Raw genomic sequence first — 24679 nt, forward strand, 5'->3', positions numbered from 1 at the left:
GGAATGTTTGCACACCGTCCAGCGATCGGGCGTACACTGTCTGACAAAAGCCACTCAACCCGCATCAGGGGAGCCGGTCGACGACCGCGGTGGCGACGGCCTCGGTGGAGGCCGACCCGCCGAGATCGGGCGTCCGCGGCCCGTCGGCCAGCACCGATTCGACGGCCGTTCGCACGTCCGCCGCCGCGTCGTCGTAGTCGAGGAACTCCAGCAGCATCGCCGTCGAGAGGATGGTCGCCGCCGGGTTGGCGATACCCTCGCCCGCGATGTCGGGCGCGCAGCCGTGGACGGGTTCGAAGATGCCCCGCTCGGCGCCGACGTTCGCGCTCGGCAGGAGGCCGAGCCCGCCGACCAGGCCCGCCGCCAGGTCTGACAGCACGTCGCCGGCCAGGTTGGGGCAGACGATGACGTCGTACTGCGCGGGATCCATCGCGAGATGGGTCGCCATCGCGTCCATGTACGCGGTGTCGATGTCGACGCCGCGGTCGGCCGCCACCTCGCTGATGGTGTCGACGAACAAACCGTCGGTCACGCGCATCACGTTGTTCTTGTGGGCGATGGTGAACTCGTTCGTCCCGTCCGCCGCGACGTAGTCGCAGGCGAACTCGCCCAGGCGACGGGACGCCGTCTGGGTGACCAGTCGCGTCAGCGTCGACACGTCCTCGGAGAGGCGGTTCTCGATGCCCGCGTACACGCCCTCCGTGTTCTCGCGCAGGATGACCAGATCGGTCTCCGGTTGGACGGCGTCGACGCCCGGATACGTCCGGGCGGGGCGGATGTTGACGAACGAGCCGACCGCCTCGCGGAGCGGCAGGATGACATCGGCTGATGTCTCGCCGGTCGCGCCGAACAGCGTCGCGTCGGCCGACGTGACCGCCTCTAGGGTCTCCGCCGGGAGGGGGTCCCCCGTCCGTTCCGCGACGGCGTCGCCCGCCTCGACGTGGTCGTACTCGAAGTCGGCGACTTCGTCGAGGACGCGCAGGGCTGCGGGGACGACTTCGTGGCCGATGCCGTCGCCCGGGATCACTGCGATGCGTTCGTCGCCGCTCATCGTGACTCGACGTACGGGAGGTCCGCCGCCGTCTCGTCGATGGCGTCCATGTTCGAGCGGAGCAGCGCGACGGTGTCCCAGATGCCCTGCACGAGCGCGCCGTGCATCGCCTCGTCGATATCGATGTCGACGGTCCGCTGATCGTACGTGACCGTCTTATCGACCACGTCGAGTTCGATGCCCGCGTCGGGGTGTTCTTCGATGAACGACTGCAGGTCTTCGACCGTCTCGGCGTCCGTCGTGGCCGCCGGGATGCCGAGCGACTTGCAGTTGTCCGCGAAGATTTCGGCGAAGGACTCGCCGATGATGGCCTCGACGCCCCACCGAGCGAGCGCGCGCGGTGCGTGCTCACGCGAGGAGCCACAGCCGAAGTTCTCGTTGACGACGAGGATGTTCGCCCCCTTGTACTCGTTGAACGGGTGGTCGTTGAGTTCGCCGTCTTCGTCGCGTCGCGCGTCGTAGAAGGCGTACTTGTCCATCCCTTCCCAGGTCGTCGTCTTGAGGAACCGGGCGGGGATGATCTGGTCGGTGTCGATGTCGTCGCCGCGGAGGGGGACGCCCGTGCCGGCCACGCGGCGCACCTTCATCTCCTCGACGCCGACGCTGTCGTCGCTCATACGTCTCCCTCCAGGTCGCGCACGTCACACACTTCGCCTTCGACGGCCGCCGCGGCGACCATCGCCGGACTCATCAGCACGGTGCGGCCCTCCTTGCTCCCCTGTCGGCCCACGTAGTTGCGGTTCGACGAGGACGCACACCGCTCGTCGCCCTCCAGGGAGTCGTCGTTCATGGCCAGACACATCGAACAGCCCGCTTCGCGCCAGTCGAAGCCGGCCGCACGGAACACGTCGTCGATACCCTCGGCTTCCAGTTTCGACTTCACCGTCTGAGAGCCGGGGACCGCGAGCGCGCGCACGTCGTCAGCGACTTCGCGACCGTCCAGCACCGCGGCGGCCTCGCGGAAGTCGCTCACGCGGCCGTTCGTACAGGTGCCGAGGAAGGCAACGTCGATGGGGTAGCCCGCCATCGTCTCGCCCGGTTCGACGCCCGTATGTTCCTGGGCGGTCCGAGCGGCGTCGCGTTCGTCCTCCGGCAGGTCCTCTGGCGCGGGAACGGGATCGGAGATGCCGACGGCCTGCCCGGGGTTCGTCCCCCAGGTGACCATCGGGTCCAGGTCGCTCGCGTCGAGATGGACCACGTCGTCGTAGTCGGCGTCGGGGTCGCTCCGGATGGACTCCCAGTACGCCTTGCGCTCCTCGAAGGCGTCGCCCTCGGGGGCGAACTCGCGGCCCTCCAGGAACTCGTAGGTGGTCTCGTCGGGGTTGATGTAGCCCGCGCGGGCGCCGCCCTCGATGGACATGTTGCACACCGCGAGCCGCTCCTCCATCGAGAGGTCGCGCACCGCTTCGCCGCCGTACTCGTAGACGTAGCCGACGCCGCCGTCGACGCCGAGTTCGGCGATGATCTTCAGGATGAGGTCCTTCGAGTGGACCCCCTCGCCGAGCGTGCCGTCGACCTCGACGCGCCGAACCGCTGCCTTGTCGGCGGCGACACACTGCGAGGCGAGCACGTCGCGCACCTGACTCGTGCCGATGCCGAAGGCGATGGCGCCGAAGGCGCCGTGGGTGGCGGTGTGAGAGTCGCCACAGACCACGGTCATCCCGGGCTGGGTGAGGCCGAGCTCGGGCGCGACGACGTGGGTGATGCCCTGCTTGTCCGAGTCGAGGCCGTAGAACTGGATGCCGGCCTCCTCGGTGTTTTGCTCTAGGGCCGTGAGCATCCCCTCTGCCGACTGGTCGGCCAGCGGGCGCTGGCGGCCCTCGGGACGGGTCGGGACGATGTGGTCCACCGTCGCGATGTTGCGCTCGGGGTACGGCACCTCGATGCCCCGCTCGCGCAGCTCCGAGAACGGCTGGGGGCTCGTCACCTCGTGGATGAGGTGCAGGCCGATGAACAGCTGGTCCTGCCCGTTGGGCAGGTCGGCCACCTTGTGTCGGTCCCACACCTTGTCGTAGAGCGTGCCCTCACTCATCGTCGTTCGGCCCTCGTACTGCGGATGTCGCGGCGGCGCTGGCGGCGCCGGCGTAGCTCTCTACGTCCATCCGCTCAGTCATCCGCCGGTGCCTCTGCTTCCTGGGACTCCTCGGCCCAGGAGAACAGCGCTCGCAGGCGCTCGCCGACCTCCTCGATCTCGTGGTTCCGGTCGGCGCGGTGGAGCTGCGTGTAGGACGGTCGCCCGGCCTGGTTCTCCGCGATCCATTCGCGGGCGAACTCGCCGTTCTGGACCGCTTCCAGCGCCTCGTCCATGTTCTCGCGGACGCCCTCGTCGACGATCTCGGGGCCGACGGCCAGGCCGCCGTACTCGGCGGTGTCGGAGACCGAGTTCCACATCTCGGCCATCCCGCCCTCGTACATCAGGTCGACGATGAGCTTCATCTCGTTCAGACATTCGAAGTACGCCATCTCGGGGCTGTAGCCCGCGTCGACCAGCGTCTCGTAGCCCTTCTTGATGAGCGACGTGATGCCGCCACAGAGGACGGCCTGCTCGCCGAAGAGGTCCGTCTCGACCTCTTCCTGGAACGATGTCTCCACGACGCCCGCGCGGGTGCAGCCGATGGCCTGGGCGTACGCCAGCGCCTCTTCCTGTGCCTCGCCCGTGGTGTCCTGGTAGACGGCGAGCAGGGCCGGCGTGCCCGTGTTCTCGACGTAGTTCCGGCGGAGGAGATGCCCCGGCGTCTTGGGGGCGATCATCGTCACGTCGATGTCCTCGGGCGGCTGGATCTGGTTGTAGTGGATGTTGAAGCCGTGGGCGAACTGGAGGGTGTCGCCGGCCTCAAGCCCGTCGCTGATGGCTTCGAACACCGCCGGCTGGACGGTGTCGGGGACGAGCATCGAGACGATGTCGGCCTCGGCGGCCGCGTCGTCCGGCGTCGCCACGCGCAGGCCGTCGTTTTCGGCCTGCGACCAGGAGTCGGAATCCTTCCGGAGACCGACGATCACGTCGATCCCGCTGTCCGCGAGGTTCTGCGCGTGGGCGTGGCCCTGACTGCCGTAGCCGAGGACGGCTACGGTCTTGCCGGCGATTGCGTCACGATCCGCGTCGTCGTCGTAGTACACTGGGGTGGTGAATTCGTCTGTCATGGTTATGTCGTCTTCTGGGTTCCGCGTTCGAGCGCTGCCGTCCCGGTCCGAACGATCTCGTGGATGCCGAATCGGCCGAACGTCTCGACGGCGGCGTCGATCTTCTGCTCGCTGCCCGTAATCTCGACCGTCACCGACTCGCGCGAGACGTCGACGGTCTTGCCGTCGTACATCTCCGCGACGGCGCCGACCTGATCCGGTGCGGTGCCGTCCACCTTGATCAGCGCGAGTTCGCGCCGGATCGCGGTGGATTCGAGTTCGGTCACGGCGATGACCGGAACGAGCTTCTGGAGCTGTTTTTTCGCCTGTTCGATACCCGGCTCGGTTTCCTCGATCTCGAGGGTGATTCGTGCCCGGTCGGGATCAGTGGTCGGCCCCACGGTGAGGCTTTCGATGTTGAACTGACGCCGCCGGAAGAGACCGGAGACGTTGGCCAACACGCCGGGTTCGTGTTTCACGAGCACCGAGAGGACGGCTCGCTTGCGCTCCGGCTCCGCCTCGACTTCGGGGTCGATACGAATGCCCTGGGCGTTGCGTCGCCCCTCGGGCGTCTTGCGTTCCTCTGGTTCTGGGCCTTCCAGTCCACCGCTCATAGTTGCTCCTCCGAGAGTGCGAACTTGTCGTTTGCGCCGCCACTGGGCACCATCGGGTAGACGTTCTCCGACGGGTCGATATGGAAGTCGATGACCGACGGGCCGTCGTACGCCAGCGCCTCCTCGATGGCGTCGGCCACCTCGTCGTAGTCGTCGACGCGCCAGCCGCGGGCGCCGAACGCCTCCGCGAGTTTGTCGAACTCCGGGATCCAGCTGTAGCCGGCGGCCATGTGTCGGCCCTCGAAGAAGGCGTCCTGCCACTGGCGCACCATCCCGATGTACTCGTTGTTCAGGATAGCGACGGTGATGTCCAGGTCCTCGCGCACCGCGACCGAGAGTTCCTGGACCGTCATCAGGAAGGAGCCGTCGCCGTCGACGCAGACGACCTCTTCGCCGTCGTCGGCCGCCAGGCGCGCGCCGATGGCCGCGGGCAGGCCGTAGCCCATCGTCCCGAGGCCGTGCGAGGAGATCCATTTCCGCGGGTCGCGGAACGTCCAGTACTGCGACGCCCACATCTGGTGCTGGCCGACGCCCGAGGTGACGATCGCCTCGTCGCTCGTGGCCTCGTCCAGCGCCTCGACGACGAACTGCGGTTTGAGCGGCTCGTCGTCCGGGGCGGCGTAGTCCATCGGATACTCCTCGACCCAGGTGTCACACTGCTCGCGCCACGCGGCGGCGTCCGGCGCCTCGGTCATCTCGTCGTCGAGCTGTTCGAGGACGCGACCGGCGTCGCCGATGAGCGGGTAGTCTGCGTGGATGTTCTTGCTGATCTCCGCGGGATCGATGTCGATGTGGATGACCTCCGCGCCGGGCGCGAACGTCTCGATACCGCCCGTGAGGCGGTCGTCGAACCGCGTCCCGACCGCGATCAGCAGGTCGGTGTGGTTAATCGCCAGGTTGGCGTAGCCGGTGCCGTGCATGCCCGCCCACGACAGGCAGAGGTCGTGGTCCTCGGGCATGGTGCCGATGCCGGGCATCGTCGTCACGACTGGAATCTCGTACTCGGTCGCGAAGTGACGCGCCTCCTCGGACGCGTCCGCCTTCACGACGCCCCCGCCGAACAGCAGGAGCGGCTTCTCGGCCGACTCGATAGTGCGGGCCGCCGTCTCGACGGCGTCGTCGTCGGCCTCGTCCTGTGGCGTGTACGTCTCCGGGGTCTGCGGCGGGCCGGGCTCGCGTTCCGTCTCCGCGTTGCTGACGTCCTTCGGGAGGTCGACGAGCGTCGGTCCGGGCCGACCGGTGCTCGCGAGCGCCACCGCCTCGCCGACGGTGTCGCCGACGGTGTCGGGGTCGCTCGCGAAGTAGTTGTTCTTCGTGATGGGAGCGGTGATCCCCGTCGTGTCCGTCTCCTGGAAGGCGTCGCTGCCGACCATGCTCTGGGGCACCTGTCCGGTCAGCGCTACGACGGCGTCGGAGTCCATATTGGCGTCGGCGATACCCGTCACGAGGTTGGTCGCGCCGGGTCCGGACGTTGCCAGACAGACGCCGGGGTCGCCCGATACCACGTTGTAGGCGTCGGCGGCGTGGGCCGCGCCCTGTTCGTGCGCCATCATGACGTGGTTGATGTCCGATCCCCAGAGGGCGTCGTACACGGGCATGATCGCGCCGCCCTGCACGCCGAACATCACGTCGATGCCGGCGTTTTCGAGCGCGCGAACCGTCGACGTGGCGCCGGACGACACCGCCGTCGGTTCCGATGCGGACTCGTCGCTGTCGGTCGACTCCTCGGCCTCCGGTGGCTGGGTCGTGCGTTCACTCATGGGCTGTGATACCTCGGTCGCTGTCGGTGTGGATGGGTCATAGTTGCGTGGTCGTCTGACTCCCTATGTGTGTGGTACGGTCGGATTCGAGGAGGATGGAGTGAGGGGCTATAGCGCCCCTACAATCGGGCCGATCGAACCGTCGACTCCGCGGATCGTCGCCGCTGGGGCGGCGCTCGCGGTCGTCCTGCGGATGGGATCGAGCCCTCGCATCGTACTCGTTGGGTGCCACTCCTGGCGTATAACTGTTTCCGTCGCCGCCGGCCGTCGGAAGCGCCACCCGCCGCGCCCCGGGTGGAGCGGACGGAGGCGCTCCCATCAGGCCCGGACCTCCTCCTCGCGAGTCACGTTCTCCTCGCGGGCGAACCGCCGGAGGTCGGCCATCGTCACGCGCTCCTTGTCGGCACCGTAATCCTTGACGAGACGCGTGACTGCACGGACCTCGGAGTCGGTCGGATCGTAGCCGATTTCTTCGAGGCGTTTGCGAACCGAGTGCGTCCCGGTGTGTTTCCCGAGGACGAACTCGCGAGTCGCACCCACCATCTCGGGCGTCATGACGCCCGGTTCGAACGTGTCCGAGTTCTCGATGACGCCCGCGGCGTGGATGCCGCTCTCGTGGGAGAACGCGTTGCGTCCCACGACGGGCTTGTTCGGCGGGTTGGGGATGTCGCTGTACTCTTCGACCATCCGGGACAGCTCCGTGATCCGGGTGGTGTCGATACCGGTGTCGACATCGTACAGCGCTTCGGAGGCCATGACCACCTCTTCGAAGGCGGCGTTGCCGGCGCGTTCGCCGATGCCGTTGACCGACACCTGCGCCTGCGCGGCGCCGGCCTCGAAGCCGGCCATCGCGTTCGCCGTCGCCAGGCCGAAGTCGTCGTGGGCGTGGACGTCCACCCGTGCGTCGGTGTTCTCACGGACCATCTGCACCAGGTCCATGAACCGCGTCGGGGTGGCCACGCCACACGTGTCCGGGATGTTGATCCAGTCGGTGCCTGCCTCGCTGACCGCCTCCACCATCTCGACGAGGAAGTCGTCGTCGGTCCGGGTGGCGTCCATGGGCGAGAACATACACTCCACACCCGCCTCCTTGATGCGCTCCACGCAACTGACCGCGCGCTCGACCGCTTCCTCGCGGGAGGCGTGCATGGAGTCCTGCAGTTGCACGTCGCTCGTGCTCACGAAGACGTGGACCAGTCCCACGCCCGAGTCGAGCGCCGCTTCGACGTCTTTGTCGACGACACGGGCGAGGCCACAGACCGTCGTGTCGGTGGCGTTCGAGATGTCACGCACTGCGTCGAACTCCGCGTCCGAGTTGACGGGGAACCCCGCCTCGATGACGTGCGTGCCCATGTCGTCGAGTACTTCGGCGATGTCTCGCTTCTCGTCGTAACTGAACGACGTGCGTGGCGACTGCTCGCCGTCTCTGAGCGTCGTGTCGAAAATTCGTACACCGTCAATTTCGCCGGTGCGGGCCAACGTGCCCTGGAAGAACTCGATCCGCCGGGGTATCCGACGAATCCTCCATGTCGTGAGACATTGTACAATAGCAGAGTACCTCCGTTATATATAAAACTATCCCTGTCGCCGTCAGTGTCAGACAGGTGGAAAGAATGTTCGAACTGAACCACCACCCACCGGTTTCTAGCTATCGGCCACCGAACACGTGCAACTTCTGTCGAGAGGGCCCTTCGGTGCGCCCCGAAGAACACGTTCGGGACAACCCTCTGGGCCGCCGGTCACCGACCTCCGCGTATGCCCGCGACTGATTTCGACGCCGAGCGCGCCTACGACGACGACCAGTTCGCCGCCCACGGCATCTTTCAGAGCGACCGGACGAAAGTCGTCTGTGGCTACTTCGAACCCGGCCAGTTCATCCCCGTCCACGGCCCGGACAGCGACGTCGTCGTCGCGGTGCAGTCCGGAACCGGCGTCGTCCGCGAGGGCGAGACGACCCACCACGTCGAACCCGGTGACGTGGTCGTCGTGCCGGCGGGCGTCGACCGCGGCGTCAAAGCCGCCGCCGCCCGTCTCGAAGCCCTGCTGGTGACGGCGCCGCCACCGACGGACGCCGAACACGACCCGGTGCGGCGGGGGCTCCGGACGGGGACGTTCGACCCCGAATAGGGTCTGTCGAGAGATTTTCGCCGGGCCCCCTGGCGAGGACCTCCGATGCGTTCCACTCCCCGCTGTCAGGAGCCCCGAACGCTTTTCTCTCGGCCGCGCGACCATCACGCCATGAGCGACTTCGACCTCGACCTCCGGAACGCGGAGGAACAACTCGAGGGAACGAGCGAGGGCGGGTCGGAAGTCGTCCTCGGCGTTCTCGACGGCAGCACCGATCCCGCCGAGTGGATCGAGAGCATCGAGGCCGGCAAGATACTCGTCTTGAACGTCGAGGGCGACCTGAACCGACTGGCCGCGGGCTTTGCCCGCGAGGTTCGGGACGAGGGCGGAACCCTCATGCGGTTTCGCGGATTCCTGGTCGTGACCCCACCTGGCGTCGGCATCGACACCGACCGCCTCGCCTGACGGCGTTTCCTGCCCTCCCGCGTCGAGGTTTTATGCGCTTTCCGCCCCACCTGTGAGCATGCCACTAAAAGGCGGCCGCGCCGACCTGCGCGAGATCGACCGCTGGGGCGGCGGCGTCGGCTGGATCGCCCATCCCGACGAACGGATGCAACGGGCGAGCCACGCCCTCGTCGGCGACGACGGGGTCTGGGTGGTCGATCCAGTCGACGCGCCCGGCGTCGACGACCTGCTGGCCGACCTCGGTGCCGTCGCCGGCGTCGCGGTCTGTCTCGACCGACACGAACGCGACGCGGCGACGGTCGCGACCCGTCACGACGTTCCCGCGTTCGTCCCCGACTGGATGGACGGCGTGGCGGCGAACCTCGACGCGCCGGTCGAACGCTTCGGCGACGAACTCGGCGACTCGGGCTACCGCGTCCGGCGCGTTCGCAATACGTCGATCCCGCCGTGGCAGGAGGCCGCCCTCTATCGCCCCGACGAGACGCTGCTCGTTCCCGAAGCGGTGGGCACGGCCTCGTTCTTCCGCGCCGGCGACGAACGCCTCGGCGTCCATCCGATGCTCCGTCCCATCCCGCCCCGGGATGCGCTCGGTGACTGCTCGCCCGACCGGATTCTGGTCGGGCACGGGGAGGGCATCGCCGACGACGCGACCGCGGCCCTCGACGACGCGCTCGCGGGGGCGCGCCGCCGCCTGCCGGCCGCGTACGCGAAGATGCTCCGCGAGCTGGTGTTCGGGTGACCCGTTCCGACGACGAGTCTCGGCGCGTCTACGCGACCCAGGGACTCATCGACCTGCTCCTCGAACGGGCCGCCGCGGCCGATCCCGCCCGCGAGAACGTCGTCCTCGACGCGACGCCGGCCGGTGAGTTCGACGCCGATCTCGGTGTCGACCCCGCGACGCCGGTGTTGACGCATTTCTATCTCCCCGCGGGGCGCGCCGTCAGCGATGTCTTCGGCGTCGACCTCGGGACGCCCGCGGGCCGGGGGCGCGCCCGCTTTCTCACCCATCCGCAGGGCCCCGCCGAACTCACGCGGCGGGACGACCTCGCCGGCGTCGTGTTGCTCGCAGTGCCGCCCTGGGGCACGGAGACGCTCACCGCCTTCGACCGACAGGGGCGGCGCCTTCCGCTCACCGTCCTCGACGCCGAACCCCCGGTGGAGTCGCTGCCGGAGTGACCGAACCGCTTTATCGATCCCGCCCGTCCGTGGGCCTGTGTCCGAGTCATCGCCCCGGCGACTCGCCGGTGACGACCCCGCGGCCGCCGTCCGTCGGGAGGCGCTCGACCGCCTCGAGGACTGCCGCCGCGCGGGCGTCGACCCGCTGCTGGCGACGGTGCTCGTCAGCGACGCCTCCGACGACGAGCGGTTCATGGATCGCAAACACGACCTGTGTGCCGAGGTGGGGATCGACACCCGACGCGTCGACCTCCCGGCCGATGCGCCCGCCGAACGCGTCTACCGGACGGTCACCGATCTCGGCGACGACCCGGCGGTCACGGCGCTGTTCGTACAAGTACCGCTCCCCGATCACGTCGACGCGACCGAAGTGCGTCGCTGCGTGCCGCCCGAGAAGGACGTCGACTGCTTCAACCCCGAGAACCTGGGCCGACTGCTCCGGGGAGACCCGCGCGTCCGTCCCGTCACCGAACAGGCGGTCGACAGACTACTCTCGGCGCACGACGTCACGGTCGCCGGCCGCGACGCCGTCGTCGTGGGCCGGACGCCCACCATCGGCGTTCCGCTCGCCCACCTCTGCTGTCGCCGCGACGCCACGGTCACCGTCTGCCATTCGCGGACGCGGGACCTCGCGGCCAAGACCCGGACGGCGGACCTACTGCTCACCGCCGCCGGCACGCCCGGCCTCGTCGACGGATCGATGGTCAGCGAGGGCGTCGTCGTCGTCGACGTGAGCGTCACCCGAGTCGAGGACGACGACGGTACGACCCTCGTCGGCGACGTCGACGCCGAGAGCGTCGGGACGAAGGCGGCGGCGATGACGCCCGTCCCCGGCGGCGTCGGCCCGCTGACGATGGCGATGCTCCTGCGGAACGTCGTCGCCGTCACCGCGGCGGGCGCGACGAACGGCTAGTCGTCCAGATACCCGAGATCGGTCAACTGGCGGGTGATCTCTTCGAACTCCGCTTCGGTCAACTCGCCGCGGCGCTGGTACTGGATGACGATGCTCCGAAGCAGGAACCGGACGAGGTCGCTGGTGCTGGAGAAACTGGTGCCTTCGATGGTGTCCTCGACGCGGTCGCCGAGTTCCTTCGGGATCGAGACGGTCGTGTATTCGGTCATACCGGCCACAGGCGGTGTGGGCGGAAATATGCTCGGTGACAACGGCGAGCGAATGGCGGTCGTTTTTAGTGGTGCAGTAACAACGCCCGGTAATGGCAGCCAGGCCGCCGCAGCAGGATTCGTCGTCTCCGGACGCGATCGAGTTCGGTATCGCCGCGCTGGTCGGCAATCTCGACCGCGCCGATATCGAGTATCCCGCGACCCGCGAGGAGATCGTCCGCGCGCTCGGCGACCCGGAGGTGCCCTACGACGCCGCGGGGAACACCGTCGCGCTCTCGGAGGCGATGGAGGCGCTCCCCAAGCAGGAGTTCGAGTCCGAATCGGAACTGCTCGACCTCCTCCACCCGGTGTTCGAGGAGTACCGCGTCTCCGCCAGCGGCAGCCTACTCGGTCGTCTCCGGTCGATCCTCCCCTTCTGAGAGGGGGTGTTGGAAGTCGGCAGAGATTCTCGCGGTGAGGGTCCCCGCGAGAAGCTCTGGACAGTTATGATAGTCACTCCGGAACGACACCCATCGGCTCCTCCGTCGTCGTTCCGAGGCGCTCGGCGACGAACTCCTTGATCACCGACTCCTCGGCACGGTGGAGCGTGACGCTCGCCGTGGACTTCGCGAGCGCCCTCTCCTCTGCGAGTTCGGTGAGGGTACACTCCCGTGGCGTGTCGTAATACCCCATCTCGACGGCCGTCACGAGCAGTTCTCGCTGCTGGTCGGTGAGGAGATCCGACTGGTCGGCCTGGTCGTACACTCGGTTGAGCGTGTACGACATGCCGAACGCCTCCAGTTGACGGCCGAACTCCGACAGCCGGTCCCGCGAGGCCGTGAGTTCGATGACGGCGTCCCCGTCACGGATGGTCACGGGAAGTTCGATCGGAGCGCCCGACTCCTGAATCGACAGCAGGAGCAGAGGCTCGCTCGTCTCGAACTGGACGATGGCGGCGCCGTCGGTGTGTTGCATCACCTCTAGCGACGAGATGTCCGGTCGCTCCTGGACGGCCTCGACGACGGCGGGGAGCGAGTCCCCATCGATTTCGAGCAGCCCGAACCCCGAATCGCCCGTGGGGACGGCCGACAGCACCCGGAACGTCGTCTCCGGGAACTCCCGGGACACCTCCCCGATCCAGATGGCTGCGGGCAGCTCGATGGTGAGTTTGGCGTAGGGCATGGCGCGTGAACGATCCTATGGGAGCCTCCTGCACGGGGATTCCCCCGAACATATTCGTATCAGCGCTGTCAAGTCCCCACACGCCGGGAACGTCCCCGAACACGTTCGGACCAACGCCCAACAGGACGCTGGCGCGACACCAAACTGGTATGAAAGTACGCAGACAGACGCTCGCGAAACTGTTGCTCGTCGTCTTCGTCGGCAACCTCATCGTGATGGGCGCCGGCGCCTGGTACTCCTACCAGCAGGCACCGCCGATCCCCCAGGAGTTCGTCGGACCCGACGGGGAGACGGTCGTAACGGGCGATGAGATACGCGAAGGCAAGACGGTCTTCCAGTCGGACGCGCTGATGAACCACGGCTCCATCCTGGGCAACGGCGCGTACTTCGGAAGCGACTACACCGCCGACGCGTTGGATCGCAAGACGCGGTACATGCAGTCGTACTACGCCCAGGAGCGGTACGGGAGCGAGTACGACGCGCTCGACGGCCCCCAACAGGCCGCCGTCGATAGCCTCGTCGAGGAGGACCTCGCGTCGACGGACACCACGGAGCCGGTCGAATACTCCGCGGCCGAGGTCTACGCTCACGAGCAGGTCCGCGCGGACTACGTCGAACTGTACCACGAGGGGAGTCGCGAACACGGTCTGCCGGCGAACACCATCGACTCCGCCGACGAGGCCCGGCTGTTCGCCGACTTCGCGCTCTGGACCGCCTGGATCTCCCACACCGAGCGCCCAGGCACCGACCACACCTACACCAACGACTGGCCGTACGCTCCCCTCGCCGGCAACGAACCCACTGCTGGCACGATGACCTGGAGCGTCGTCGCGATGGTGTTGCTCGTCGCCGGCGCGGGCATCGGCGTCTGGCTCTACCGCTCGGTCGAACTCCCCGAACCGGAGACCCACGGCGTCTCGGTGCCCCATCCCGACGACATCGACCTCCTGCCGAGCCAGCGGGCGGCGACGCGCTTTATCCCCGTCGCGGCCGCCCTCTTCCTCGCGCAGGTGTTACTCGGGGGACTGCTCGCCCACTACTACGTCGAGCGTGACGGCTTCTTCGGCGTCGGCGAACTCCTCGGCGTCGACGTGCTGGGCATCCTTCCCTTCGCCCTCGCCAAGACGTACCACCTCGATCTGGGCATCCTCTGGATCGCGACGCTGTGGCTGGGCGCCGGCCTGTTCCTCCCGCCGCTCCTGACGGGGACGGAGCCCGCGAACCAGACGCGGTACATCCACGCGCTCATCGGCGCCTTGCTCGTCGTCGTCGTGGGCGGGTTCGCCGGCATCTGGCTCGGCGCTAACGGCTACATCGACGGCCCGCTCTGGTGGCTCCTCGGCAACGAGGGCCTGGAGTATCTGGAGGTCGGCCGCGTCTGGCAACTCGGCCTCCTCGCCGGGTTCGTCGGTTGGGCGGCGCTCGTCGCCCGCGGCTTCAAGCCACTGCTCGACCGTGAGCAGCCCTACGGCCTCGCTCACATGATCCTCTACGCCGGTGGCTCCATCGCCCTGCTCTTCACCGCAGGGCTGTTCTACACCCCCCAGACCAACATCGTCGTCACCGAGTTCTGGCGCTGGTGGGTGGTTCACATGTGGGTCGAGGGCGCCTTCGAGTTCTTCATCGTCGCCACAATCGGTATCACGCTAGTGTCGATGAACCTGCTCAAGCGCCGCTCCGCCGAGAAGGCGGTCATGTTCCAGGCGCTGTTCGTGATGGGGTCGGGCGTCATCGGCGTCTCCCACCACTACTGGTGGATCGGCCAGCCCGACGTGTGGATTCCGTTCGGCTCCGTGTTCTCCACGCTCGAACTCATCCCGCTCGTGCTCATCCTCTTCGAGGCCCTCAACGAGTACCGCGCGCTCGCGACGGCCGGCGAATCCTTCCCCTACTCGCTCCCGTTCGCGTTCATCATCGCGTCGGGCTTCTGGAACTTCGTCGGCGCGGGCGTGCTCGGGTTCTTCATCAACCTCCCCATCATCAACTACTACGAGCACGGGACGTACCTGACCGTCGGCCACGCCCACGCGGCCATGTTCGGCGCCTTCGGCTTCCTCGCACTGGGGATGGTCACCTACATGCTCCGCATCGCGGTCGACCCCGCCCAGTGGAACCCCACGCGCCTGAAATGGTCGTTCTGGCTCTGGAACGTCGGCCTCGCGGTGATGGTGTTCGGCTCCGTCCTGCCGGTGGGCTTCCTGCAACTCGAAACCGCGTTCACCGTCAGCTACGACGCCGCCCGCAGCCTGGCGTTCTACAACCGCGACCTCATCCAGTTCCTGTTCTGGGCGCGGCTGCCCGGGGACACCATGCTCATCCTCGGCACCGCCGTCTTCGCCTACGACACGGTGAAACAGCGGTTCGCACTCCGTGACACCACCGCGCCGTCGAGCATTCCTGGCTCCAGCATCGTCTCCAGTCGCGTCCTCGCCGAGGACGACGACTGATCGGGATTATTGGAAGCCATCATCGGTTCTCGCCGTGACGGTCCGGCGAGAATCTATGGACAGTTACAATAATCCCTTGAGGCCGGCTCGCACACCGGCCCCGAAACGAACCGTTGACGGAGGGGCGACACCGACTCACTGGCGTGTTTGGGTCGACGCTCGACGCCGTCCGCGGGTTTCGGCGCCCCGTCTACGCCGTCGCGGGTGGCCGCCTCATCAACGTCTTCGGGTCCGGGTTGGTCTACCCCTTCGCCAGCATCCACTTCCACCTTCAGGTCGGCATCCCGCTGAGTATCGTCGGCCTCGGCCTCCTCGCCAACAACGTCGCGACGGCGGCGGGGACGGCCGTCGGCGGCTACCTCGCCGACCGCTACGGCCGACGGTCGGTGATGGTCGGCAGCATGGCCCTCTCGGCGGTCACCCTCGCAGCCTACGCCCTCGTCACCACCGGCGCGGGATTCGTCGCGGTGGCGACGGCCGCCGGCCTGACGATGGGGTTGTACGCCCCCGCGAGTCAAGCGATGATCGCCGACCTCACCGACGCCGCGGAGCGCGAACGCGGCTACGGTCTGCTGAAAGTCGCCAGCAACGTCGGCTTCGGCTCCGGGTTCGTCGTCGGCGGCGTCCTCTACGAGTTCGCCAACACCGCCGTCTTCGTCGCCGACGGCCTCACCTCCGCCGTCGTCGCTGGCGTCCTCCTCGTTGCCCTGCCCGAGATCCACGACGGGCGGGCCGACGCCACGCTCTCCGAGAGCGTCGGCGACTGGAGCCGGGCCATCTCTCGTCCCCGTCTAGTTGCCCTCGCCCTCCTCAACGTCGGCTTCGCCGTCATGTACGCCCAGATGCAGGCGACGGTCCCCGTCGTCGCCAGCGAGACGCTCGGCCTCGACTCCGCTCAGATCGGCACGCTCTACGTGTTGAACCCGCTCGTGCTGGTGCTCTTCCAGATGCCCGTCCTCGCCGCCGTCGACGACTGGCGGCGCACCCGCGGGCTCGTCGCCTCGACGGCGTTCTGGGCCGTCAGTTTCGGCGCGATCCTCGCGCTGGATCCACTTAGCCAGGCCGCCTCGGGACTCGCGCTCGACTGGGAACCCATGGCCGTCGGTGTCGGCCTCGTCGGCGCCTTCCTCGTCCTGCGGACCGTCGGCGAAGTGCTCCACTCGCCGCTCGTCACGTCGCTCGCGAGCGACCTCGGCCCCGCCGACGACCGCGGGTCACGCCTCTCGCTCATCGAGATCGCCAAGCGCCTCGGGATGGGTCTCGGGGCCGCCCTCGGCGGCGCCTTCTTCGATTTCGGCCTCGTTGGCCTGCTCTGGCCGACGCTCATCGTCGCCTGTGGCGGCCTCGCGGTCGGCCTGCTGGCGCTCGAACGCCGCGTGTCGCCCGCCGAGAACGGCGGCGTCGACTAATCGACGAGTCGCTTCCGCACTGCGTCGCGGTCGACCGTCCCTGAATCGGTGCGGGGCACAGCGTCGGCAAGACGGATCGTCCGTGGACACTTGTACCCCGCCAGCCGCTCCCGGCAGTGTGACTCGATATCCCCCGCCGAGAGCGCCGCGCCGGCACGTGGCACGACCAGGGCGGCGACCCGCTCGCCCCACTCGTCGTCCGGGAGTCCGACGACGGCCGCGTCGGCCACGTCGGGATGACTCAGGAGCGCGTCCGTCACCTCGTCGGGCGCGACGTTCTCTCCGCCGGTGACGATCAGATCGTCGGTGCGCCCGATGACCCACACGTAGCCGTCCTCGTCGCGGTAGCCCACGTCGCCCGTCCGCAGGCCGTGCGGGCCGAACACGTCCCGCTCCGCGTCGAGGTAGCCCGGCGACACCGTCGGCCCCGAGACGACGAACTCGCCGATGTCGCCGGGCGGCAACTCGTCGCCCGCATCGTCGCGAACGGAGAGGTCGGTCCAGAGCAACGGCCGACCGACGGTGCCGGGACGGGCGGCCGCCTCCGCCGGCGTCGCCGTCGCGATCTGGGAGGCCGTCTCGGTCATGCCGTAGGTGGGGAAGGCCGGCACGTCGCGATCCCGACACCGGTTGAGCAGGGCCTCGGACGCGGGCGCGCCCCCCAGCAACACCGCCCGGAGCGACGGGCCGAGCGATCCGCTCGTCGCATCGAGGAGTCGCGAGAGGGTGGTCGGGACGAGCGACGTGGCCGTCACGTCGTACGCCTCGATGTCGTCGGCGATGGCGTCGGCGTCGAACGACTCGCGGAGGACGACCGTCATGCCGTACAGCGGCATCCGAATGAGCGGCGTGAGACCGCCGACGTGGTGGATCGGGAGGGCGACGTGCCAGGTCTCGTCGCGGGCGAACCCGATGCGGAACGCGGCCGCGACGGCGCTCGCGAGGAGGTTGCGAAGCGTCAGCGCCACCGCCTTCGGCGCGCCCGTCGTCCCCGACGTGAACGGGGCGACGAGCGTCGTTTCGAGGCGCCAGTCGTGAGGAACGACCGCGTCGGGCGTCCGCGATCCCAGCGCAGTCACGCGGTCGCTGTCGGCGTCGTCGACGGAGACGACGGGGAGTGACGGTTCGTCGGCCGTCGCCTCGGCCGCCGTCGCCGCTGTCGAGGCGCCACAGACGAGCGTCGTGACATCTGCCCGATCCAGCCGGTCAGCGAGTTCCGGCGCGGTGAGCCGGGGGCCGAGCGGCACGAGGACGGCCCCGAGTCGGAGCGCCGCGTGAACGATCCGGACGGCAGCGGGACGCGTCGGGAGGCACATGCCGAGGCGGTCGCCGGGCCGGACGCCGAGGGCGGCGAGGCGACCGGCGGTTCGCTCGACGGCCACATCGAGGTCGGCGACCGACCAGCGGTCGTCGCGGTCGGCGGCGATCAGCGCCGTCGCGTCCGGGGTGCTGTCCGCCCGGTACGTGAGCGGGTCGTCCATCAGTGCTCCACGAACTCCACGAGGACGCCACCGGTCGATTCGGGGTGGAGGAAGGCGACGTCGTGTCCCCAGGCACCCGGACGGGGTGTGTCGTCTATGAGTTTGACGCCACACTCGCGCGCTGCGTCGAGGGCGGCCGCCACGTCCGCTGTCGCTAGGGCGACATGATGAATGCCCGGGCCGTCACGGTCGAGGAACCGTGCGGTCGGTCCCTCGTCGGTGAGCGGCTCGAGCAGCTCGAGATAGCCGTTCCCCAGGTCCAGAAACGTGACCGAGAGGTCGTCGACCGTCTCTTGGTGCGCGACCGACGCGTCGAACAACCGCCCGAACAGGTCCGCGAGCGCGTCGCCGTCACGCGTGGCGACGCCGAGATGATCGAAGCGCATACGTCCAGTCGCGGCGCGCGCGCCTATATACTTTCGAGCTTACGCGTCGTCCTCGTCGTTCTCGTCGGCGGCGAAGGGGGAGTCCTCACGTGGCACGTAGTCGATCCGTCGCGCCCGCTCGGCGATGTCGGCGAGGTAGCCGAGCGCGACGTGATTGAGGCCGCGTTCGGTCGAATTCGTGAACCGGCCGTCGACGACGCCGACGTACTCGGGATCCTCTCCCAGCGGCTCGATCTTGAGAGCCCACTCCGATCCATACTTGTTCAGCCAGTTGGCTAGTTCGTCACCGGTCACGGTGTCCCGGTCCAGTTTCTCGTGCGGGAAGTCGGACTCGCTCATCACCCGGAGAATGGATGGGGGTCACTAAACAGTGTCCCTGTCGTGTCAGACCACAATTCATACCCTTCGTCGATGGCCGTCGCGACTGACCGTGCCGAGCCGCTACCGACCCGGCTGGTACTCGCCAAACTCGTCGCGGAGCACGTTCGATATCTCGCCGACCGACGCGTACGCCTTGACGGCGTCGACGATGGGCGGGAGGAGGTTGTCGTCGCCGCGCGCGGTCTCGCGGAGGGCGGCGAGCGCCGCCTCCACCGCCTCGTCGTCGCGCTCCGCGCGAACCGTCTCCAGGCGATCCACTTGCCGGCGCTCGTCCTCCTCGGTCACTTCCTCCAACTCCACCTCGGGGTCCTCGTCGACCTGATACTCGTTGACCCCGACGATGATTCGCTCGCCCTCCTCGATTTCCTGCTGGCGGTCGAAGGCGACGTCCTGGATCTGCCCCTGGACCCACTGGGATTTCACCGCGTCCAGCATCCCGCCGCGCTCGTCGATTTCGTCTAGCAGGTCGAACGCCTCCCGTTCGAGGTCGTCGGTCAGCGATTCGACGTAGTAGCTCCCGGCGAGGGGGTCGATGGTGTCGGCCGCCCCCGACTCGTGGGCGAGGATTTGCTGGGTGCGCAGCGCCGTCCGCACGCTCTGTTCGGTCGGGAGCGACAGCGCCTCGTCCTTGCCGTTGGTGTGAAGGCTCTGGGTCCCACCCAGGACCGCCGCGAGCGCCTGGTAGGACACCCGGACGACGTTGTTTTCGATCTGCTGGGCCGTCAGCGTCGACCCGCCCGTCTGGGCGTGGAACTTCAACTGCTTGGATTTCGGGTTCTCGGCGCCGAAGCGCTCCGTCATGATCGTCGCCCACATCCGGCGGGCGGCGCGGAACTTCGCCACTTCCTCGAAGATGTTGTTGTGCGCGTTGAAGAAAAAGGAGAGCTGTGGGGCGAACTCGTCGACAGCGAGGCCGGCGTCGAGGGCGGCGTTGACGTACTCGATGCCGTTGCCCAGGGTGAACGCAATCTCCTGGGCGGCGGTGGAGCCAGCCTCGCGGATGTGGTAGCCGGAGATGGAGATGGTGTTGAACTTCGGCACCTCGTCCGCACAGAACTCGAAGATGTCCGTGATGAGCCGCATCGACTGTTCCGGCGGGTAGATGTAGAGGTTGCGCGCGATGTACTCCTTCATGATGTCGTTCTGGATCGTCCCCCGGAGTTCGGTCCGGTCGACACCCTGCTGGTCGCCGATGGCGACGTACATCGCGAGCAGGATGGCCGCGGGCGCGTTGATGGTCATGCTGGTCGACACCTCGGACAGCGGGATGCCGTCGAACACCGTCTCCATGTCGCGCAGGGTGTCGATGGCGACGCCCGACTTCCCCACCTCGCCCGCCGCCATCGCGGCGTCGGAGTCGTAGCCCATCTGCGTCGGCAGGTCGAAGGCCATCGAGAGGCCGGTCTGGCCCTCGTCGAGCAGGTAGTTGAACCGCTCGTTGGTCTCGGTGGCGGTGCCCATGCCCGCGTACTGGCGCATGGTCCACAGCCGCCCGCGGTACATCGTCGAGTAGACGCCGCGCGTGTACGGCTCCTCGCCCGGGAAACCCACGTCCTCGTCGTAATCGAGGTCAGCAACATCCGCCGGCGTGTAGAGCGGGTCGACCGACTGCCCCTCCGTGTCGGTCGTGAACGCCTCCTTTCGCTCGCCGAAGCGGTCCACGGTGGGGCCGTACGTCTCGGCCTCCCACTGGGCTTTGCCCTCGCGGATCGCTTCGAGGTCGTCGGGGTCGAACATGGCCGACTCGAGGTACGCCGCCGACTTATACTGTTGGCTGTGCGTCCGCGTGACGTTGAGTCACGACGCCCGACCGCGATTCCCGGAAACGGAGAATCGGCGCGGCACTCATGCCGTGAGCGCCCCTCCCTTTAGATAGAGGTGAGAACGATGCAACTCCCAACGCTGTCCGGTCTCGCACCCCTCGCACAGTGGCATCCCGGCCCCCACGGACCCGGTCCACACGGCCCGCACTGGGGCGGTGCCGGAACGGGAATGGGCACCGGGGCCGGTGTCGGTGTTGGCGGCGGCTGGTTGCTCACCCTCCTGTTGGTCGTCCTCCTCCTGGTCGTCGTCGCAGCGGTGCTCCTGTACGCGGTCCGGACCGTGGACGCCCGTGATGTCGGCGCCGACGAGGAGGGAGACCGAGCGCTCGATACACTCCGTGAGCGGTACGCGACCGGCGAGGTCGACGACGAGGAGTTCGAGCGTCGGCTGACTCGACTCCAGAAGACGGGGTGACCCGATCCTCTTTTTCGCGACGGAACACAGATTCAAGGGGCCGCCCGACCGCCATGCAGACAACATGTATCTCGCAGACGAGACCTGGCCGGAACTGGAGGATTACTTCGCCGACGAGTCGCTAGCGCTCGTCCCGCTGGGATCGACCGAACAGCACGGGCCGCACCTGCCGCTGGCGACGGATCACCTGATCGCCGAGGCGTTCGCTCGCGAGGCGGCCGACCGAACCGGCACTCTCTGCACGCCGACGATCAACGTCGGCGTCAGTCCGCACCACAAGCAGTTCCACGGCACGATGTGGGCGGACGCCCCCACCTTCCGTGACTACGTGGAGTCAGTTACTCGCAATCTCGCGTACCACGGCATCGACCGCGTCGTCTACGTCAACGCCCACGGCGGCAACGTCGACCACCTGCGCGAGGTGGGCCGTCGCCTCCGCGACGACGAAACCCTCTACGCCATCGAGTGGATGTGGGACGAGAGCATCCCCGAACTCGTCGACGACCTGTTCGCACAGAACGGGCCACACGGCGGGCCGAAGGAGACGGCCATGATCCAGCATCTCCGGCCCGAACTGGTCCGGGAGGACCGCCTCGACGATGCGCGTGACGGCGGCGTCTCCGATGTCAACGCGGCGGGCACCGTCAAACACGGCTCCCGGACGTTCTACGACGCCATCGACAACACCGAAAACGGCGTCCTCGGCGATCAGACCGACGCGACCGCAGCGAAAGGCGAGGAGCTGTTCGATGCGGCGGTCGACCAGCTCTGTCAGCTCTGTGGGTGGCTCGATGCACAGGCGTTCGAGGACCTCATGCCGAAATCGCACGTCTAACCACGGTCGTGGGGGTCTCGTTTCGGAGTCAGCACCCGGGGAGATGATAGACCCGGCTTCGCCACCCTTTTGCCGTCACACACCCTCTCCTCGGCTATGTTTGGTGGCGGCGGCATGAATCCGCGGAAGATGAAACAGATGATGAAACAGATGGGCATCGACGTGACCGAACTCGATGCCGAAGAGGTCGTGATCCGGACCGGAGACGAGGAACTCGTCTTCTCGGACGTCCAGGTGACTCGCATGGACGCCCAGGGTCAGGAGACGTACCAGGTCGTCGGCGACCCCGAACACCGCGAAGCGGGCGGAGCAGCGGGCGCCGTCGAGGCCGGTGAGGAAGCGGCGGAAGCCGAGGAATCGACGGAATCGGGCGGCATCCCGGACGAGGATGTCGAACTCGTCGCCCAGCGCGCCGGTGTGGGCAAGGACGCGGCCCGCGAGGCGCTCGAGGACGCGGACGGCGATCTGGCGGCGGCCATCGCCAGCCTCGAGTGATCCTCCTGGTCCACGACGACCGGGAGTATCTCCGCGCGCCCGGTGAGGAGCTCCAGACCGACCTCGGCGTGTTGACGGTGCCGGAGGACGTCGAACCCGGCGACCGCCTGGAGACCCATCTCGGCACGGAGTTCGTCGTCCGCGAGCCACGCGGCCCCGACCTGTTCGACCACTTCGAGCGCACGGGCGCGCCGATGATGCCCCGTGACGTCGGTCTCATCGTGGGCTTCACGGGCGCCGCAGCCGACGACCGCATCCTCGACGCCGGCACCGGCACGGGCGTCCTCGCGGCGTATCTCGGCCGCATCGGCGCGGCCGTCCACACCTACGAGCGCGATCCCGACTTCGCCGACGTCGCCCGCGAGAACATGCGTCTCGCGGGCGTCGAGGACGCGGTCGACGTTCACACCGGCGACGTGACCGACGAACTCGACGCGCTCGCCGACGGCCCGGGCTTCGACGTGCTGACGCTCGACACCGAGGACGCGTCGACGGTGGTCCGGCGCGCGCCGGACCTGGTCGTCAGCGGCGGGTTCGTCGTCGTTTACTCCCCCTTCATCGAGGGCTCGCGCGACGCCGTCGCGGCCGCGGAGGAGACGGGTCTGACCGACGTGACGACCTACGAAACCATCCAGCGATCGATGCAGTTCGACGACCGCGGCTCCCGGCCCGACACGCGCGGCGTCGGCCACACGGGGTATCTGACCGTCGCGCGCCGGTAACTTTCTCGCCGGTCACCCCGTCCGACCGTATAAGTGGGTGGCGAGCGAACCCTGAGATATGAGCCGGGAGCGTGGCGTCGACGACGTGCAGACGTGGCCGGAACTGGCAGTCGGTCTCTACGAGCGACTCACCGGTCGCGGCGCCGAGATCACGTACGAGTTCGACGACCTGGAGGTGCGCGTGCCGGATCGAATGGGGGCGGACGCCGACCACGCGCGGTGGCGACTCGACGGGACCGTCCGCATCCGAACCCGCGAGTCCGACCGCGAGTGACCGACGCGCCGTCCGCCGGCGACCGACCGCCGACCGATCGTCCGCTCGACATCGACGCCGATCTGACGCTCGATGTCGACGGCGAGACAGTGTCGATCCGCGGCTACGGCGATCTGATCGTCGTCTCGGCGCCGTCGGTCGGCGTCGCGTGGTCGCTCGCCCGCACTGCCGGTCCCCTGCTCGACCAGTTATCGGCGGCCGACGTGACCCTCGACTGCCGGGTGCAGGGACGGAGTATCGCCCGCGTGGTGCCCGGCGACGGCCCCGGTCCGCTCTCCCGAACGCTCGGTCTCGCGCCAGCGCGTCTCAGCGTCGGCGGCCTCCTTCTCGCGGCGCTGGCGACGCGTTCGTAACGCCGCCCGGCCGTCTCGTTACCGCGTCTGCCGGATCAGCGCGAGCAATGCCGACCGAAAGCCGGACGGATCGATCCGGTCGCCGGAGCGCGTCGGTGATGGGTGGCGAGGGGGTGAGTTCGAGACGGGGGCGAGAAAGAAGCGCCAACTGCGGTCGACGCCGGTCCGCCGTTCGATGGCTTCGCGGAGGGTGTCGTCCTCGCACACCAGAACGTGGGCAGTGACGGTGACGCCGGCCGCCGAAAACGGCGTCTCGGTCCCGTCGCTCGCCTGACGCCAGTCGGTCAGTCGCTCGCTCGGAACTGCGGGCGGCGCGACCATCGCTCACACCCTCTCGGCGACGCGGTTAGTGGTCGTCTTCGCGCCACTTGTGTTCGCATTCGGTACAGACGAAAAATCGTGTCTCCGACTCGTCGGCCGCCCGAATCTGTTGCATGTACCAGTACGCCGTGTCGTTGTCACACTCCGGGCAGTTGGCGCTGGTCGTCGGGAGACCGCTAGAGCCGCCGCCGGATTCGATGATCTCCGATTCCTCCTGGGACTGGGTCGTCACCATCTGTGCCTCCGTCTCGGCATTGCGCGGTTTCTCGTGACCGCACTGGGTGCAGGTCCACATCCCGTCTTCTGCCTGCATCATCGAGCCGCATTCGTCGCAAAACTCCATAGTGGCCTTAAGAAAGGTGGTCGACCGTCTTTAACCCACGGATAGGCGACTAGGCGTCTCCGTCCGACTGCCCGGGTTCGCCGACGGCCTCCACCGGGAGGACGTTCTGCAGTTCGGCGCGGAGTTCCTCTGGGCCGTGGAACGAGTCGCTGCCGAGTTCCGAAACGAGTTCGCCGAGGTTCGCTTCGCCGTCGGCAAAGGTCACGGTCACGTCGACGAATTCGGCGGCGGCGTCGTCGCGGGTCACCGGATAATCGAGCCGCTCGAACGCCGACTCGACGCGGCTCAGTTTCACGCGTTCACTCATAACACAGTCTACGGCCCCTCGGTACTTAGTGGTGGCTGACCGACCCGGAACTTCGTCGGCGACAGCGACCCGGCGCCTCGGATCATCGTCACTGCCCGGCGATCCTCGCAGGGACGGTCCCGCGAGGACCGCTGACGACTTCCGATAACCC

Annotated in this window: 30 protein-coding genes; 14 read left to right on the forward strand and 16 right to left on the reverse strand. The window is 68.0% G+C overall.

Annotated elements, in window-relative coordinates:
• Nucleotides 1–64: 64 nt before the first annotated feature.
• From MXB53_RS06980 to MXB53_RS07010, 7 genes are all read right to left on the reverse strand, one after another.
• Entirely contained in the window at nucleotides 65–1051 is a 987-nt protein-coding gene (locus tag MXB53_RS06980) for an isocitrate/isopropylmalate dehydrogenase family protein (protein WP_248896664.1), read from the reverse strand.
• On the reverse strand, nucleotides 1048–1668 hold the full coding sequence (leuD, locus tag MXB53_RS06985; protein ID WP_248896665.1) for a 3-isopropylmalate dehydratase small subunit: 621 nt from the start codon (nucleotides 1666–1668) through the stop codon (nucleotides 1048–1050). The genes MXB53_RS06980 and leuD overlap by 4 nt, the downstream gene beginning before the upstream one ends.
• Nucleotides 1665–3083, reverse strand: a complete 1419-nt coding sequence (leuC, locus tag MXB53_RS06990) for a 3-isopropylmalate dehydratase large subunit (protein WP_248896666.1) — start codon at nucleotides 3081–3083, stop codon at nucleotides 1665–1667. Before leuC ends, leuD begins: the two co-directional genes overlap by 4 nt.
• 74 nt (nucleotides 3084–3157) lie before the next feature.
• Nucleotides 3158–4192 (reverse strand): ketol-acid reductoisomerase, encoded by a 1035-nt coding sequence (ilvC, locus tag MXB53_RS06995; protein ID WP_248896667.1) that lies wholly within the window; start codon nucleotides 4190–4192, stop codon nucleotides 3158–3160.
• A gap of 2 nt (nucleotides 4193–4194) precedes the next feature.
• The gene (gene ilvN / locus MXB53_RS07000) at nucleotides 4195–4785 is read right to left on the reverse strand and encodes an acetolactate synthase small subunit (RefSeq protein ID WP_248896668.1); all 591 of its coding nucleotides are present in this window, start codon (nucleotides 4783–4785) and stop codon (nucleotides 4195–4197) included.
• On the reverse strand, nucleotides 4782–6545 hold the full coding sequence (ilvB, locus tag MXB53_RS07005; protein WP_248896669.1) for a biosynthetic-type acetolactate synthase large subunit: 1764 nt from the start codon (nucleotides 6543–6545) through the stop codon (nucleotides 4782–4784). Before ilvB ends, ilvN begins: the two co-directional genes overlap by 4 nt.
• A gap of 318 nt (nucleotides 6546–6863) precedes the next feature.
• A complete protein-coding gene (locus MXB53_RS07010) occupies nucleotides 6864–8093 on the reverse strand; it encodes a LeuA family protein (RefSeq protein ID WP_248898084.1) in 1230 nt (409 codons plus the stop codon).
• A 207-nt stretch (nucleotides 8094–8300) separates the two neighbouring features.
• Here MXB53_RS07010 and MXB53_RS07015 point away from each other — a divergent pair, with 207 nt between their 5' ends.
• The 5 genes from MXB53_RS07015 to MXB53_RS15795 all read left to right on the forward strand — a co-directional run bounded on the left by MXB53_RS07015 (nucleotide 8301) and on the right by MXB53_RS15795 (nucleotide 11166).
• A complete protein-coding gene (locus MXB53_RS07015; RefSeq protein ID WP_248896670.1) occupies nucleotides 8301–8672 on the forward strand; it encodes a cupin domain-containing protein in 372 nt (123 codons plus the stop codon).
• Nucleotides 8673–8783: 111 nt separating this feature from the next.
• Nucleotides 8784–9077, forward strand: coding sequence for a DUF5779 family protein (locus MXB53_RS07020; protein ID WP_248896671.1), 294 nt, complete (start codon nucleotides 8784–8786; stop codon nucleotides 9075–9077).
• Between the two features lie 58 nt (nucleotides 9078–9135).
• Nucleotides 9136–9816, forward strand: a complete 681-nt coding sequence (locus MXB53_RS07025) for a hypothetical protein (RefSeq protein ID WP_248896672.1) — start codon at nucleotides 9136–9138, stop codon at nucleotides 9814–9816.
• Nucleotides 9813–10253, forward strand: coding sequence for a JAB/MPN domain protein-containing protein (locus tag MXB53_RS07030; RefSeq protein WP_248896673.1), 441 nt, complete (start codon nucleotides 9813–9815; stop codon nucleotides 10251–10253). Before MXB53_RS07025 ends, MXB53_RS07030 begins: the two co-directional genes overlap by 4 nt.
• A 37-nt stretch (nucleotides 10254–10290) precedes the next feature.
• The gene (locus tag MXB53_RS15795; RefSeq protein WP_248896674.1) at nucleotides 10291–11166 is read left to right on the forward strand and encodes a bifunctional 5,10-methylenetetrahydrofolate dehydrogenase/5,10-methenyltetrahydrofolate cyclohydrolase; all 876 of its coding nucleotides are present in this window, start codon (nucleotides 10291–10293) and stop codon (nucleotides 11164–11166) included.
• Here MXB53_RS15795 and MXB53_RS07040 read toward each other — a convergent pair.
• Nucleotides 11163–11375, reverse strand: coding sequence for a ribbon-helix-helix domain-containing protein (locus MXB53_RS07040; RefSeq protein ID WP_248896675.1), 213 nt, complete (start codon nucleotides 11373–11375; stop codon nucleotides 11163–11165). The genes MXB53_RS15795 and MXB53_RS07040 overlap by 4 nt on opposite strands.
• A gap of 92 nt (nucleotides 11376–11467) precedes the next feature.
• On the opposite strand from MXB53_RS07040, the gene MXB53_RS07045 reads away from it, so the two are divergent.
• Nucleotides 11468–11794 (forward strand): DUF5789 family protein, encoded by a 327-nt coding sequence (locus tag MXB53_RS07045; RefSeq protein WP_248896676.1) that lies wholly within the window; start codon nucleotides 11468–11470, stop codon nucleotides 11792–11794.
• A 73-nt stretch (nucleotides 11795–11867) separates the two neighbouring features.
• On the opposite strand, the gene MXB53_RS07050 is transcribed toward MXB53_RS07045, so the two are convergent.
• Complete coding sequence (locus MXB53_RS07050) at nucleotides 11868–12536, reverse strand: helix-turn-helix domain-containing protein (protein WP_248896677.1); 669 nt, start codon at nucleotides 12534–12536, stop codon at nucleotides 11868–11870.
• Nucleotides 12537–12685: 149 nt separating this feature from the next.
• On the opposite strand from MXB53_RS07050, the gene MXB53_RS07055 reads away from it, so the two are divergent.
• Both MXB53_RS07055 and MXB53_RS07060 read left to right on the forward strand, forming a co-directional pair.
• Nucleotides 12686–14983: a nitric-oxide reductase large subunit gene (locus MXB53_RS07055; protein WP_248896678.1), complete on the forward strand. Its 2298-nt coding sequence runs from the start codon at nucleotides 12686–12688 to the stop codon at nucleotides 14981–14983.
• A 143-nt stretch (nucleotides 14984–15126) separates the two neighbouring features.
• A complete protein-coding gene (locus MXB53_RS07060; RefSeq protein WP_248896679.1) occupies nucleotides 15127–16392 on the forward strand; it encodes an MFS transporter in 1266 nt (421 codons plus the stop codon).
• Here MXB53_RS07060 and menE read toward each other — a convergent pair.
• The 4 genes from menE to MXB53_RS07080 all read right to left on the reverse strand — a co-directional run bounded on the left by menE (nucleotide 16389) and on the right by MXB53_RS07080 (nucleotide 20377).
• The gene (menE, locus tag MXB53_RS07065) at nucleotides 16389–17873 is read right to left on the reverse strand and encodes an o-succinylbenzoate--CoA ligase (protein ID WP_248896680.1); all 1485 of its coding nucleotides are present in this window, start codon (nucleotides 17871–17873) and stop codon (nucleotides 16389–16391) included. The genes MXB53_RS07060 and menE overlap by 4 nt on opposite strands.
• Entirely contained in the window at nucleotides 17873–18259 is a 387-nt protein-coding gene (mce, locus tag MXB53_RS07070; RefSeq protein WP_248896681.1) for a methylmalonyl-CoA epimerase, read from the reverse strand. Before mce ends, menE begins: the two co-directional genes overlap by 1 nt.
• Before the next feature lie 39 nt (nucleotides 18260–18298).
• Nucleotides 18299–18598 carry a hypothetical protein gene (locus tag MXB53_RS07075; RefSeq protein WP_248896682.1) on the reverse strand — a complete coding sequence of 100 codons (300 nt, stop codon included), beginning with the start codon at nucleotides 18596–18598 and terminating at the stop codon, nucleotides 18299–18301.
• Nucleotides 18599–18700: 102 nt separating this feature from the next.
• Nucleotides 18701–20377 carry an acyl-CoA mutase large subunit family protein gene (locus MXB53_RS07080; RefSeq protein WP_248896683.1) on the reverse strand — a complete coding sequence of 559 codons (1677 nt, stop codon included), beginning with the start codon at nucleotides 20375–20377 and terminating at the stop codon, nucleotides 18701–18703.
• A 150-nt stretch (nucleotides 20378–20527) separates the two neighbouring features.
• Between MXB53_RS07080 and MXB53_RS07085 the strand changes: the two genes are divergently transcribed.
• From MXB53_RS07085 to MXB53_RS07110, 6 genes are all read left to right on the forward strand, one after another.
• The gene (locus MXB53_RS07085) at nucleotides 20528–20878 is read left to right on the forward strand and encodes an SHOCT domain-containing protein (protein WP_248896684.1); all 351 of its coding nucleotides are present in this window, start codon (nucleotides 20528–20530) and stop codon (nucleotides 20876–20878) included.
• Between the two features lie 64 nt (nucleotides 20879–20942).
• Complete coding sequence (locus tag MXB53_RS07090; protein ID WP_248896685.1) at nucleotides 20943–21713, forward strand: creatininase family protein; 771 nt, start codon at nucleotides 20943–20945, stop codon at nucleotides 21711–21713.
• 96 nt (nucleotides 21714–21809) lie between these two features.
• Nucleotides 21810–22208, forward strand: coding sequence for a nascent polypeptide-associated complex protein (locus MXB53_RS07095; RefSeq protein WP_248896686.1), 399 nt, complete (start codon nucleotides 21810–21812; stop codon nucleotides 22206–22208).
• Nucleotides 22205–22930 (forward strand): methyltransferase domain-containing protein, encoded by a 726-nt coding sequence (locus tag MXB53_RS07100; protein WP_248896687.1) that lies wholly within the window; start codon nucleotides 22205–22207, stop codon nucleotides 22928–22930. The genes MXB53_RS07095 and MXB53_RS07100 overlap by 4 nt, the downstream gene beginning before the upstream one ends.
• 58 nt (nucleotides 22931–22988) lie before the next feature.
• Nucleotides 22989–23204, forward strand: coding sequence for a hypothetical protein (locus tag MXB53_RS07105; RefSeq protein WP_248896688.1), 216 nt, complete (start codon nucleotides 22989–22991; stop codon nucleotides 23202–23204).
• Complete coding sequence (locus tag MXB53_RS07110; protein ID WP_248896689.1) at nucleotides 23201–23557, forward strand: peptide ABC transporter ATP-binding protein; 357 nt, start codon at nucleotides 23201–23203, stop codon at nucleotides 23555–23557. The genes MXB53_RS07105 and MXB53_RS07110 overlap by 4 nt, the downstream gene beginning before the upstream one ends.
• Nucleotides 23558–23575: 18 nt before the next feature.
• On the opposite strand, the gene MXB53_RS07115 is transcribed toward MXB53_RS07110, so the two are convergent.
• Genes MXB53_RS07115 through MXB53_RS07125 form a run of 3 tightly spaced genes read right to left on the reverse strand, consistent with a single transcriptional unit; the run spans nucleotide 23576 to nucleotide 24528 of the window.
• Nucleotides 23576–23878 (reverse strand): DUF6517 family protein, encoded by a 303-nt coding sequence (locus MXB53_RS07115; protein WP_248896690.1) that lies wholly within the window; start codon nucleotides 23876–23878, stop codon nucleotides 23576–23578.
• 25 nt (nucleotides 23879–23903) lie between these two features.
• Nucleotides 23904–24221 (reverse strand): transcription factor S, encoded by a 318-nt coding sequence (locus MXB53_RS07120; protein WP_248896691.1) that lies wholly within the window; start codon nucleotides 24219–24221, stop codon nucleotides 23904–23906.
• A 49-nt stretch (nucleotides 24222–24270) separates the two neighbouring features.
• Nucleotides 24271–24528, reverse strand: a complete 258-nt coding sequence (locus MXB53_RS07125) for a DUF5789 family protein (protein WP_248896692.1) — start codon at nucleotides 24526–24528, stop codon at nucleotides 24271–24273.
• Nucleotides 24529–24679 lie beyond the last annotated feature (151 nt).

This window comes from Haloplanus sp. XH21, assembly GCF_023276355.1.
Classification (GTDB): domain Archaea; phylum Halobacteriota; class Halobacteria; order Halobacteriales; family Haloferacaceae; genus Haloplanus; species Haloplanus halobius.